Below are 12,060 nucleotides of genomic sequence, written 5' to 3'. Positions count from 1 at the left end.
GCCGAGTCTCGGGGTTGCCGCAGCAGCGCAGCGCGCAGCGAAGCGCTACGGCATCGTGGCGTACGACAGGCAGGCGTCGCGGAACATGTCGAGCGTCGCATCCGTCGTGGAGGCGAACGGCGACACCCGGGCCGTCCCGGACCGCGTCGTCACCGTGACGCCGTGGTTGTGCATCGCCGCCGAGAACGCCGTCAGCCGCCCCTGCGGCGGCCGCAGCACGACGATGCCGGCACGCTCGCGCGGGTCGCGGCTCGACTCCACCTCGAGGCCGAACTCGTCCGCGATGTCGAAGACCCGCTCGACCCGGTCCGAGACGCGCTCCTGCACGGCCGGGACCCCGACGGACGCGAGCCGCTCGAGCGACACCGCGAGGCGTGCCTGCGCGACGGGGTCGATCCGCGTCGAGCGGAAGCCGTCGGCGCCGGGTCGGACCGACGGCACGTCGTCCGGGCACCCGGTGGTCCCCGCGGGGCCGGACAGTGCCGGGCGCAGGCGGTTCAACGCGCGGTCGCTGAACGCCACGAACCCGGTGCCCCACCCGGCGTGCAGCCACTTCTGGCCGCCAGTGGCGACGACGTCCGCGGCCTCGTACGCCGCGTCCACGACACCGAAGCCCTGGATGGCGTCGACGATGAGCAGGCGGTCGCCGATCACCTCGCGGATCGCGGCGAGGTCGACGAGGTAGCCGGTGCGCCAGTCGACGAGCGAGACCGCGACCGCGACGACGTCGTCGGTGAGTCGTTCGCCGATGAGCGACGGCGTGGTCCACCCGGTGCCGGACTCGATCACCACGGGCTGCACCCGACCACCGGTGGACGACGCGGCCGACGCGAGGGCCAGCGGCATCGACGGGTAGTCGTCGGCGGAGACGAGCACGCCACCGGTCAGCCCGAACGCGGTGTGCACCAGGCCCGGTGTGGTCGCGGTCTGCGAGACGACCTGGTCCGGGCGGCGTCCGACGAGTCGAGCGGCCACGGTGCGGACGCGGGCGTCCTGCTCGTCGAGCGTCTCCATCGCCCCGAAGCGCATGCGCTCCTGGATCGTGCCGAGCACCCGCTGCTCCTCGAGCACCGCCGTCTGGACCGGGCCGAACGCGGCGTGGTCGAGGTAGCCGGGCTCCTCGGCGAAGCCCGCGGCGTACTCGTCGGTGTTCACAGGTGCAACCTTCCGTGGGACGAAAACCCTGTGAGCCTACTGTGACGACCGGCGGCGGAACGAACCCGGTCCACTGTGCGCAACCCCGCGCAGCCACGGCACCGGCCGCGTGCGCAGCGGCCCGGACCGGCCTGGGCCGCGCGGATCAGCCGCCGAACCGCCGGGACCGCAACCCGAAGTCACGGACGGCGCGGAGGAAGTCGACCTCGCGGAGGTCCGGGTAGAAGGCCTCGACGAAGTAGAACTCGCTGTGCGCGCTCTGCCACAGCATGAAGTCCGACAGCCGCTGCTCCCCCGAGGTCCGGATCACGAGGTCCGGGTCGGGCTGTCCCTGCGTGTAGAGGTGGTCGCCGATGAGCTCGGGTGTGAGGACCTCGGCCAAGGTGTCGAGCGTCCCGCCCCCCTCGCCGTGCGCGCGCACGATGCTGCGCATGGCGTCGGCGATCTCCCGCCGTCCGCCGTACCCGACCGCGAGGTTCACGTGCAGGCCGGTGTGGTCGGCGGTGCGTTCCTCGGCTGCGGTGAGGGCCTCGACGAGGGAGGCCGGGAGGCCCTCGTCGGCCCCGACGTGCTGCACCCGCCAGTCCCGGTGGTCCGCGAGCACCCCCGCCAGCTCGCCGATGATGCCGACGAGGTCCTCGAGCTCCTCGCCGCCGCGGCCCGTGAGGTTGTCCGACGAGAGCAGGTAGAGCGTCACCACCTCGATGCCGAGGTCGTCGCACCAGTCGAGGAACTCGGGGATCTTCGCGGCGCCGGCTCGGTGCCCGTGCGCCGCGGTCTCGAGTCCGAGCTGCTTCGCCCAACGACGGTTGCCGTCGACGATCATGGCGACGTGCTTCGGCATCGGAGCGCCGTCGATCTGCTTCCGGATGCGGCGCTGGTAGGCGCGGTAGAGGATGCCCCGTCCCGTCGGTCCCACCCTGCTCGCCACGGGACGACTGTAGTGCACCGATGCTCACGGACCCCCGGGACGGGAGCGTGTTCGGCGGACGTTCGGCCTGGGGCCCTACTGTCGCCCCATGCAGGCCACGAACGACACCGGGACCCTCCCGCACGTCCCCTTCACCGAAGAGGCGTCGACCGCGACCGAACCGCCCCGGCCCGCCTGGCGCGGCTGGATCCACCTCGGCACGTTCCCGTTCGCGATCGCCATGGGCGTCGTGCTCGTCTGCCTGGCCGCCTCACCGGCGGCGAAGGCCGGCAGCGCCGTGTTCATGGCCAGCTCGCTCCTGATGTTCGGCGTCTCGGCGACGTACCACCGGTTCCCGTGGGGTCCGACGGTGAAGAAGGTCCTCAAACGGATCGACCACACGAACATCCTGCTGCTCATCGCGGGCACGTACACGCCGATCGCGATCTGCGCCCTCCCGCACACGCTCATGGTCGTGGTGCTGTGGGTGATGTGGTCGGGTGCCGCACTCGGCATCGCGTTCCGCGTGCTGTGGATCGGCGCACCGCGCTGGCTCTACGTGCCGATCTACCTGGTCCTCGGGTGCGCCGCGCTCGGTCTGCTGCCGCAGTTCTTCGCCGCGAGCGTGCCGATGACCGTCCTCGTCCTGTCCGGCGGGCTGGCCTACATCCTCGGCGCGCTGGTCTACGCCTTCAAGCGTCCCGACCCGTCGCCGACGGTCTTCGGGTTCCACGAGATCTTCCACGCCCTGACCGTGGTCGCCTTCGCCGCGCAGTGGGTGGGCGTGCTCATCGTGGCGCTGGACCCGGTGCGCTGAGCGCGGCGCACCACGCGCGCACTGACGTGCTCACCTGACGGCCTGGAGGCTCATGGCGGCCCCGCCACGAGCCTCCGAGCCGTCATCGGGTCGCGTCTACCCGCGTTCGGTGTCGTCGCCGACGTCGGTGCGGCCGTCCTCGGCGGCACGCCGAGCCGGCTCGTCCGTCGCGGCGCCCTCAGCGCCCGCCTCGGCCTCGAGCCGCTCCCGGATCTCGGCGCGGTACCGAGTCCGACGGATGCGCCGCGTCATGTCGACGACGAGCAGGATCGTCACGACCGCGACGACCGCGATCGCGATGAACCCGGCGACACCCGGGGTGACGTCGACGTCCGGGACGACCGAGGTCGGGCTCGGGCTGGGGGTGGCGGCGGCGATCGTCGCCCAGGTGGTGCTCACGCGGTGGTGTCCTCGTCTGCCGGGATCCCCGCGAAGAGGTCGGACTCCGGCGTCGACGTCGGCACGCGGGCCTCGACGAGCTGGTAGTCCTCGGTCGGCCACACCGTCGCGAGGAGGTCGTTCGGCCACGAGAAGAAGAAGCTGTCCGGCGGCACCTGGCTCGCGTGCGCGTGGAGTGCCGCGTCACGGGCGTCGAAGTACCCGCGGACGTCGACGTGCGTCGTCGCGAGGTCCGGCCGGTCGGCGAACCGTTCGACCCACTCGCGGAGCTGCTCGACACCGGGACCGTCCGGGTCTCGTTCCACCATGGCGTCGTAGAGCGCGCGGAAGCGGCGCGGGTTCAACGTCCGCTCGTAGTAGAGCTTCGCGACCGACCACGGCTCGCCCGCCTCGGGGTACTTCGCGGGGTCGGCGGCGTCGCGCCAGGCAGCGACCGAGACCTCGTGCGTGCGGATGTGGTCGGGGTGCGGGTACCCGCCGTTCTCGTCGTAGGTGACGAGCACGTGTGGCCGGAAGCGACGCACGACACGGACGAGGGCCTCGGTCGAGTACTCGAGCGGCACGGTCGCGAACGTGCCGGGGCGGACCGACTCGCCCTCTTCCGGGAGGCCGGAGTCGTGGTAGCCGAGCCACACGTGGTCGATGCCGAGGGCCCGCTGCGCGGCGGCCATCTCGGTCCGGCGGTACCCGGCCATGTCGCGGTGCGCCCGCGTGGTCGCGGGCTCGCCGAGCTGGTCGTTGAGGATGTCCCCGGCCTCGCCGCCCGTGCACGACACGACGAGGACCTGGTCGCCCTCGGCCACGTACTTCGCCGCGGTCGCCGCTCCCTTGCTCGACTCGTCGTCTGGGTGGGCGTGGACGGCGAGCAGACGGTACGGCACGGGGGTTCCTCGCGGTCGGGGACGGTCGCGGACGCGGGCGGCGCACAGCCAGGCGTGAACTACCCTGGTCATCAGGATAATCACCCCGGGAGCCCCGAACTGTCCGATCAGCAGCACCCCGCCACACCGGCGCCCGCAGCGGCCACCGCCGCCGCCGCGCTGGACGACCGGTACGGCCGCACCCCGTCGCGCAAGCGCCGGGGACGGATGCTCGCGATCGTCGCCGCGGTCGCGATCACGGTGACCTTCGCCGTGTGGGCGATCTGGGCGGGCCCGGGGCAGACGAGCCACGGCCTCGACACCGACGACCTGGGCTACAAGGTGCTCTCCGACCACGCGACCGTGGTCAACTCGCAGGTGTCGGTCGACCCGGGTACCGAGGCAGAGTGCGCCGTGCAGGTGCTCGACCGGTCGTACACGATCGTCGGGTGGAAGGTCGTGACGATCCCGGCGAGCGAGCAGCGATCGCGGACCATCTCGACCGAGGTCCGCACGACGACGCGCGGCGTGACCGGCTTGATCCACGACTGCTGGGTTCCCTAGACTGCTGTGATCCGCAGAGCGAGACCGGCCACACCGGCCGGTCTCGCTCTTTGTCGAAGGGATCACGATGAGCAACGACACCCAGGGCACCTGGTTGACCCAGGAGGCACACGACCGCCTCCAGGCGGAGCTCGAGCAGCTCTCCGGCCCGGCACGCAAGGAGATCGCGGACCGCATCGAGGCGGCTCGTGAAGAGGGCGACCTCAAGGAGAACGGCGGCTACCACGCCGCCAAGGACGAGCAGGGCAAGATCGAGGCCCGCATCCGTCAGCTCACCGAGCTCCTCAAGCACGCCACCGTGGGCGAGGCGGACTTCGACGGCACCGCCGAGCCCGGCACGGTCGTCACGGCCGTGATCGCGGGCGACGAGTCGACGTTCCTCGTCGGCAACCGTGAGATCGTCGGCGAGGGCTCGGACCTCACCGTCTACAGCCCGGTCAGCCCGGTCGGCGCCGCCATCCTCGGCCTCCGTGCCGGCGAGAAGACGACCTACACGGCTCCGAACGGCAAGGAGATCGCCGTCGAGGTCACGAAGGTCGAGCGCTACGAGCCGTAGGGCCTCACGCAGCACCACGCAACGGACACAGCACCGCGGAACTCCGCGGTGCTGTGTCCGTTCTGCGGTGTGGAAGCGCGTGCGGTGGGGCACAGCCGCTCAGCGCACGGCGACGTCCCGGTGGGCGACCGCTCGCCGGCACGGGAAGCACACCAGGTCACCGACCTCGACGTCCGCGGGCAGCACCGCGTCGACGCCCGTCGTGCCGGCCGGGTTCGTGGTGAGCGTCACGGCGGCGGCCGGCGCGACCGAGGAACGGCCGATCACCCGAGCCTCGGCCAGCACGGCGCAGTCCGGCAGCACGGCGTCGAGCTCGACGAGGAGCACGCCCCGAGTCCGTCGGACACGGGTGACGGCGGCGACGGTGACGCAGACCTCGCGGGGCCGCCAGTCACGGGGACGGTACCGGGGCGGGGCCTCCTCAGCGGTGTGCACGCACGGCGTCCCCACCACGGAGGCCAGCCGCTGCATCGAGACCGCCCGGACCGTCACGTCGTCGACGGTCGCCACGGTGACGGCGGGCCACAGCGTCGGGTCGAGCGGATCGGGCAGCGAGGCGCGGAGGGTGGGGAGGATCGACGTGAGGGTCATGACGGCAGCCTCACGCGCCTCCCGGCCGGCGGAGCCATCGCGAACGGAACCCTGACGCACCGGGCCGACACCCGTGCGGTCTCCTGACAGTGCGACCCCGCCGACCTGGGTCAGCGCTCGATCATCTCCGGGCGGAAGCCCGCCTCCTGCAGGCGTCCGAGGACCTCCTGCGCGTGCTCGGGACCGCGGGCCTCGACCGACAGGTCGAGCGCGACCTCGTTGATGACGAGCCCCTGTCCGTGCCGCGTGTGGAGCACCTCGACGACGTTCGCGCCCGCGTCGGAGATGACCTGCGCGACCCGCGCGAGCTGCCCCGGACGGTCCGGCAGCATGATCCGGATGCCGATGTAGCGCGATGCCGCGACGAGACCGCGGGTGATGATCCGCTCCATCATGAGCGGGTCGATGTTGCCGCCGCTCAGCAGCACGACGGTCTTCCCGGTGTCGCGGACCGACCCGGCCATGATCGCCGCGACGCCGACCGCGCCGGCGGCCTCGACCACGAGCTTCGCGCGCTCGAGCAGCACGAGGAGCGCCCGGGCGACGTCGTCCTCGGTGACGGTGACGATCTCGTCGACGAGGTCGCGGATGATCGGGAAGTTCATGTCACCGGGGCGGGCGACCGCGATGCCGTCGGCGATGGTCGGCGTGGTCTGCACCGTCACGGGCTCGCCGGCCCGGAGCGACGTCGGGTAGGCGGCGGCGTTCGCGGCCTGCACGCCGATCACGCGGATGGTGCGGCCCTGCTGCTCGGCGATGCCCTTGACCGCGAGGGCGATGCCGGCGATGACCCCGCCGCCGCCGATCGGCACGACGACGGTGTCGGCATCGGGGACCTGGTCGAGGATCTCGAGGCCGAGGGTGCCCTGGCCGGCGATCACCGCGGGGTGGTCGAACGGCGGGATGAACACGGCACCCGTGCGGTGGGCGAAGTCCTTGGCGGCGCTCAGCGCCTCCTCCACGGAGTGACCGCGGAGGACCACGTCTGCGCCGTAGTGCCGCGTGGCCTGCAGCTTCGGCAGGGCGACGCCGACCGGGGTGAAGATCGTCGCCGGGATGCCGAGCTCACGAGCGGCGAGCGCGACGCCCTGCGCGTGGTTGCCGGCGCTCGCGGCGACGACACCCTTCGCCCGTTGCTCCGGTGTGAGGGCGGACAGCCGGTTGTAGGCGCCGCGGACCTTGTACGCCCCGGTGCGCTGCAGGTTCTCGCACTTGAGGTGCACGGGCGAGCCGAGGAGCTCCGCCAGGTACTGGGACGACTCCATCGGCGTGACGCGAGCGACCCCGGCGATGGTCGCGCGAGCGGCCTCGATGTCCGCGAGCGTGGGGATCGCTGCGGTCGGGATCTGGGGCGCGGTGGTGTCGGTCACCCGCTCATCATCGTCGCTCGCGGTCGTCGCCGCGAACTCGTGACGTCCGCTCGGGTCGCTCGGCGTCAGCCAGCCGTGCCCTTGGCGGCCGTCGGCTGTTCGTCGCTCCCGGGCTCCGGGACGTCCTTACGGTGCCGCTTCCGCCACTTCCGCTCGCGCTTCTCGTTCGCGTTGGCGGCGTGGTCGCGCTGCTGCGCCTCGAGCACGTGGTCGGAATCGAGCCCGCGCCACTTCCCGCTCGCGATGGTCGTGACCATGGAGTTGAGGGTGGCGATGAGCGGGACGGCGAAGAACGCGCCCGCGATGCCCGCGAGGCCCGAAGCCGCGGTGACGCCGAGGACGACCGCGAGCGGGTGGACCTTCACGGCGTTGCCCATGACGAGCGGCTGGAGGATGTGCCCCTCGATCTGCTGCACGGCGAGGACGACGCCCAGCATGATCAGGGCCGCGACCCACCCGTTGAAGAGCAGCGCGACGATGACGGCGAGGATGCCGGTCACGATCGCACCGACCACGGGGATGAACGCGCCGAGGAAGACGAACACCGCGATCGGCACGACGAGCGGCAGCTGCAGCGCCGCGGCCCCGATGCCGATGCCGACCGCGTCGACGAACGCCACGAAGATCTGCACCTTCACGAAGCTCGTGAGGGTCGTCCATCCGGAGACACCCGCGCCGTCGATGGCCGGGCGCGCCTTCTTCGGGAAGATCCGGACGACCCAGCGCCAGACGTTCTTGCCGTCGATGAGCAGGAAGATCACCGTGAAGATGACGACGAACAGGCCGGTGAGCACGTGCGTCAGGGACGACCCGACGCTCGCCGCACCGGACAGGATCGAGCTCGAGTTGTCCTGCAACCAGTTCGTCACCTGGTTCAGGGAGTTGTTGAAGTCCCTCTCGCTGATGTCGAGCCCGGAGTTCTGCAGGAGCTGCTGGACCGAGTCGTACTGCTGCAGCGCTCGGTCTCGGAGCGACGGCCAGGCGGCGGCGATCTGGTCGACCACGAGCCAGATCAGCCCGCCGACAGCAGCGAGGCCACCGACGAGGCTGATCACGACGGCTGCCCACTTCGGGACGTGGTGTCGCTGCATCCAGTTCGAGAGCGGCACGAGCAGCGACGCCACCACGATGCCGATGAGGAACGGGATGAGCACCTCGCTGAACAGCGTGACGAGGTAGATGAACACCGCCACCACGCCGACGACGACGAGCACGCGCCACGACCACGCCCCCGCGATCCGCATGCCCGTGGGCACCGAGTCCTCGACGACGGGGTCCGGATGAGTCTTCTTGCCCCAGGCCATGCCCGCCACTGTACCGATGTGCAACCTGACAGGTTCCGGATCAGGCATACGGACCCTCGGCCGGGCATGTCGGTGCGGATCGGTAGCGTCGTGGCATGGTCAGGACGACGCTCTCCGCCGCCGAGGCACGCCGGGTCGCGCTCGCGGCGCAGGGGTTCGGCGGCGCCCCCTCGCCGGTCGTCTCGACCCGCGCGCTGAACGCCGGGTTCGCCCGACTCGGGCTGCTGCAGATCGACTCCGTGAACGTCTTCGAGCGCAGCCACTACCTCCCGCTGTTCGCCCGTCTCGGCGCCTACGACCGGGCGACGCTCGACCGGCTCACCACCGCCCGGCGCGGCCCGTACCTCGAGTACTGGGCGCACGAGGCCGCCTTCATCCCCCGCGACGACCTCCGCCTGTTCCGCTGGCGCATGGACGCGTTCCGTGAGCGGGACGCCCGCCCGAACCGGATCGAGTCGGTCGTCCGGACCGAGGGCGTCCGGCGGGAGCTGCTCGCTCTCCTCCGTGCTGAGGGACCGATGCGGGCGAGCGACGTCGAGCACGAGTCGAACGTGCGCCGCGGTCCGTGGTGGGGGTGGAGCGACGTCAAGATCGGCCTCGAGCAGCTGTTCCGCTGGGGTGAGGTCGTCAGCGCGGGTCGGTCGGGGTTCGAGCGGGTCTACGCCCTGCCCGAGCAGGTCCTGCCGGAGCGCCTCCTCGACGACGCCCCCGAGCGCGCCGACGCTGTTCGGGAGCTCGTGCGCCGGGCGTCACGGGCGCTCGGGGTCGGCACGCGGGCCGACATCGCGGACTACTACCGATTGCGGTCGGACGACACCGGCCGCGCCCTCACCGAGCTGACCGACGCAGGCGAGCTCCTGCCCGTGCGGGTCGAGGGGTGGGCAGACCGGGCGTGGCTGCACCCCGACGCACGGGTACCCCGGGCACTGACGGCCGACGCGGTGCTCAGCCCGTTCGACCCGGTCGTGTGGTTCCGACGCCGGGCCGAACGGATGTACGGCTTCCATTACCGGATCGAGATCTACACGCCGGCGCCGAAGCGGGTCTTCGGCTACTACGTCCTGCCCGTGCTGCAGGACGATCGACTGACCGGGCGGATCGACCTGAAGAGCGACCGGCAGCGCGGCGTGCTCCGCGTCCGGACGGCGTGGCAGGAGCCGGGCGAGCACCTCGACGCCGAGCGGCTGGCCGTCGTGCTGCGGCGGACGGCGGCGTGGCAGGGGCTCGACGGCGTCGAGGTCACCGACCGCGGGACCGCCGCGGCGGCCCTGGCCGGTGCCCTCGGCGTGGGTCTGGTCCCGCACGAGGCGGCGGACGACGCGGACGCGGCGGAGCCGACCCCCGCGGTGGACGCGACCGCTTGACCGGCCGGGAGGCCCGTGCGGACGCCGCCACGGGCCTCCCGGCCGGTGGGCGCACCGACGAGCGCAGGGTCCGCCCGGCGCGCTCGCGCGGTCAGAACCGGTCGAGGCTGCCGCGCAGGCGGGCGATGCGGTCCGGCAGTGGCGGGTGCGTCGAGAACAGCCGGTCCATGACGCCCGGACGCATCGGGTCCGCGATCCACAGGTGCGCCATCGAGGAGTTCTGCGTGCGCATCGGCCGCCCGTACGCGCCGAGCTTCTCCAGCGCACGGGCGAGGCCCTCGGGGTACCGCGTGGTCATCGCGCCCGTGGCGTTCGCGAGGTACTCGCGCTGCCGCGACACCGCCGCCTGCACGGCCACCGCCGCGATCGGCGCGACGATGACCGCCACGAGTCCCGCGATGAGCAGGATCGGGTTGTTCCCGCCGTTGTTGTCGTTGCGGTTCCGTCCGCTCAGGCCGCTGAAGATCGAGATCCGGAGCAGCACGTCTGCGATGAGCCCGACGGCGACGACCAGCCCGAACACCATCGTGGACACGCGATGTCGTAGTTCCGGACGTGTCCGAGCTCGTGGGCCATCACGCCCTGGAGCTCCTGGTCGTCCATGATCGCGAGCAGCCCGGTCGTGGCGGCGACGATCGCGTGTTCGGGGTCCCGCCCGGTCGCGAACGCGTTCGGCGACGGGTCGTCGATGACGTAGACGCGGGGCATGGGCATCCCGGTGCTGATCGCGAGGTTCTCGACGGTCCGCCAGAGCCGGGGTTCGGTGGTCCGGTCGACCTCGACGGCCCCGGCGATCGCGGTGGCCTGGCGGGCGGCCGTGAAGTACTGCAGGACGGCGTACCCGATGGCGACGACGAGGACGACGACGCCGATCGAGACGTTGCCGGCGAGGTAGCCGCCGAGGAAGCCGAGCGCGCCGACGAGCAGGAGGAACGCCAGGACGATCAGGACGGTGTTGCGCTTGTTCTGCGCGATCGCGCGGTACACGGCCGGACGGAGCGGGCGGGCGTCGGCGTCAGAACTGGACGCGCGGGGGCTCGGCGATGGCGGCCGGTTCCGCGGTCTCGAAGAACGCTGCCTCGGTGAAGCCGCGGTTCTTCGCGAACGCCGAGTTCGGGAAGACGCGGATCTTGGTGTTCAGCTCGCGGACGCCACCGTTGTAGAAGCGGCGGGCGGACTGGATCTTGTCCTCGGTGTCGACGAGTTCCGTCTGCAACTGCAGGAAGTTCTGACTCGACTGGAGCTGCGGGTAGCCCTCGGCGACGGCGAACACGCTCTTGAGCGCCTTCTGCATGTGCCCCTCGGCAGCCGAGGCCGCGGAGGCGTCCCCGGCGTTGAGCGTCTCGGCCCGCGCCTGGGTCACGTCGGTGAAGACCGCCTTCTCGTGCGCGGCGTAGCCCTTCACGGTGTCGACGATCGTGGGGATGAGGTCTGCTCGCCGCTTGAGCTGCACCGAGATGTCGCTCCACGCCTCGTCGACGCGGACCTTCAGCGTCACGAGCGAGTTGTACGTGACCCAGAGGTAGATCCCGACGACCACCAGGACGACGACGACCACTCCGACGATGATCAACGTCGTGACGAGTCCGGTGTCCATGCGGGCGTACTCCTTTGCGCGTCGGGAACCGCGCGGTGACCGCGGTCGGCTGGTGCGGCGGCGAGGACGGCCGGGAACGGTCGTGCAGCGGCCGCGCGGACCATCGCAGAGTCTACCGACGCACAGGACCCGCACTCGTCCCGCTTGCTGGTTCACGGGCGATTCCCGAGTCGTACACACCGGACGTTCGGAGTGCCGCCGCGCGGGCCGCATCGTCCGCGCGGCGGATTGACGCGAGCGCCGAGATCGCGTGGGATGGACACGGTGAACACGCCCGGGGAGCACGTGGACGAGTGGGCCGTCGGGGGCGACGGCCGCGTCCGTCGACCCCGGACGCAGCAGTCCCGTCCGTCGCGGATGCGCTCCGCCGGTGCGACGGTGTTCGCCGTCGTCGTCCTCGCGGGCGCCGTGGTCGGGATCGGCGCGGTCGGCCTCGGACCGGTCCCGTCGGCGAGCGCGGCCACCAGCACCGCCGCCGACGCTCCGAGCTCGCCCGATGCCGGGAGCGCCACCGCCGACACCACGGCCGCGTCCGACACCACGGCTGACACCGCCGACGCCGGCGGCACCACC

At 71.9% G+C, this 12,060-nt stretch carries 12 protein-coding genes and 2 pseudogenes; 5 read left to right on the top strand and 9 right to left on the bottom strand.

What is annotated here, in order from left to right; genetic code table 11:
- Positions 1–45: 45 nt before the first annotated feature.
- Together NS184_RS12730 and NS184_RS12725 are read right to left on the bottom strand one after the other, a co-directional pair.
- Positions 46–1,155: an aminotransferase class V-fold PLP-dependent enzyme gene (locus NS184_RS12730; protein WP_058726484.1), complete on the bottom strand. Its 1,110-nt coding sequence runs from the start codon at positions 1,153–1,155 to the stop codon at positions 46–48.
- Between the two features lie 145 nt (positions 1,156–1,300).
- The gene (locus NS184_RS12725; protein ID WP_193750471.1) at positions 1,301–2,086 is read right to left on the bottom strand and encodes an isoprenyl transferase; all 786 of its coding nucleotides are present in this window, start codon (positions 2,084–2,086) and stop codon (positions 1,301–1,303) included.
- 88 nt (positions 2,087–2,174) lie between these two features.
- Here NS184_RS12725 and trhA point away from each other — a divergent pair, with 88 nt between their 5' ends.
- Positions 2,175–2,882, top strand: a complete 708-nt coding sequence (trhA, locus tag NS184_RS12720) for a PAQR family membrane homeostasis protein TrhA (protein ID WP_058726482.1) — start codon at positions 2,175–2,177, stop codon at positions 2,880–2,882.
- Between the two features lie 96 nt (positions 2,883–2,978).
- Here trhA and NS184_RS12715 read toward each other — a convergent pair whose 3' ends face one another.
- Both NS184_RS12715 and mca read right to left on the bottom strand, forming a co-directional pair.
- Entirely contained in the window at positions 2,979–3,281 is a 303-nt protein-coding gene (locus NS184_RS12715) for a hypothetical protein (RefSeq protein ID WP_083513683.1), read from the bottom strand.
- Positions 3,278–4,162: a mycothiol conjugate amidase Mca gene (gene mca, locus NS184_RS12710; RefSeq protein WP_058726481.1), complete on the bottom strand. Its 885-nt coding sequence runs from the start codon at positions 4,160–4,162 to the stop codon at positions 3,278–3,280. Before mca ends, NS184_RS12715 begins: the two co-directional genes overlap by 4 nt.
- A 54-nt stretch (positions 4,163–4,216) precedes the next feature.
- Here mca and NS184_RS12705 point away from each other — a divergent pair, with 54 nt between their 5' ends.
- Positions 4,217–4,705, top strand: coding sequence for a DUF4307 domain-containing protein (locus NS184_RS12705; protein WP_152998209.1), 489 nt, complete (start codon positions 4,217–4,219; stop codon positions 4,703–4,705).
- 67 nt (positions 4,706–4,772) lie between these two features.
- Positions 4,773–5,261: a transcription elongation factor GreA gene (greA, locus tag NS184_RS12700; protein WP_058726479.1), complete on the top strand. Its 489-nt coding sequence runs from the start codon at positions 4,773–4,775 to the stop codon at positions 5,259–5,261.
- Between the two features lie 99 nt (positions 5,262–5,360).
- Here greA and NS184_RS12695 read toward each other — a convergent pair whose 3' ends face one another.
- From NS184_RS12695 to NS184_RS12685, 3 genes are all read right to left on the bottom strand, one after another.
- Complete coding sequence (locus NS184_RS12695; RefSeq protein WP_058726478.1) at positions 5,361–5,852, bottom strand: hypothetical protein; 492 nt, start codon at positions 5,850–5,852, stop codon at positions 5,361–5,363.
- Positions 5,853–5,962: 110 nt separating this feature from the next.
- Complete coding sequence (gene ilvA, locus NS184_RS12690) at positions 5,963–7,222, bottom strand: threonine ammonia-lyase (RefSeq protein ID WP_058726477.1); 1,260 nt, start codon at positions 7,220–7,222, stop codon at positions 5,963–5,965.
- 65 nt (positions 7,223–7,287) lie between these two features.
- Positions 7,288–8,526 carry an AI-2E family transporter gene (locus NS184_RS12685; RefSeq protein WP_058726476.1) on the bottom strand — a complete coding sequence of 413 codons (1,239 nt, stop codon included), beginning with the start codon at positions 8,524–8,526 and terminating at the stop codon, positions 7,288–7,290.
- Between the two features lie 95 nt (positions 8,527–8,621).
- Here NS184_RS12685 and NS184_RS12680 point away from each other — a divergent pair, with 95 nt between their 5' ends.
- Complete coding sequence (locus NS184_RS12680) at positions 8,622–9,890, top strand: winged helix-turn-helix domain-containing protein (RefSeq protein WP_058726475.1); 1,269 nt, start codon at positions 8,622–8,624, stop codon at positions 9,888–9,890.
- Between the two features lie 91 nt (positions 9,891–9,981).
- Here the strand turns inward: NS184_RS12680 and NS184_RS12675 are convergent.
- Positions 9,982–10,877: pseudogene (locus tag NS184_RS12675) on the bottom strand (M48 family metalloprotease).
- 28 nt (positions 10,878–10,905) lie between these two features.
- The gene (locus NS184_RS12670) at positions 10,906–11,487 is read right to left on the bottom strand and encodes a LemA family protein (RefSeq protein ID WP_058726474.1); all 582 of its coding nucleotides are present in this window, start codon (positions 11,485–11,487) and stop codon (positions 10,906–10,908) included.
- Positions 11,488–11,751: 264 nt separating this feature from the next.
- On the opposite strand from NS184_RS12670, the pseudogene NS184_RS12665 reads away from it, so the two are divergent.
- A pseudogene (locus NS184_RS12665) lies at positions 11,752–12,060 on the top strand (hypothetical protein); the annotation flags it as partial.

The organism is Curtobacterium luteum (genome assembly GCF_001475545.1).
Classification (GTDB): domain Bacteria; phylum Actinomycetota; class Actinomycetes; order Actinomycetales; family Microbacteriaceae; genus Curtobacterium; species Curtobacterium luteum_A.
The sequence above is the reverse complement of the archived record's forward strand: the minus strand, read 5'-3'. Positions and strand labels throughout refer to the sequence as shown.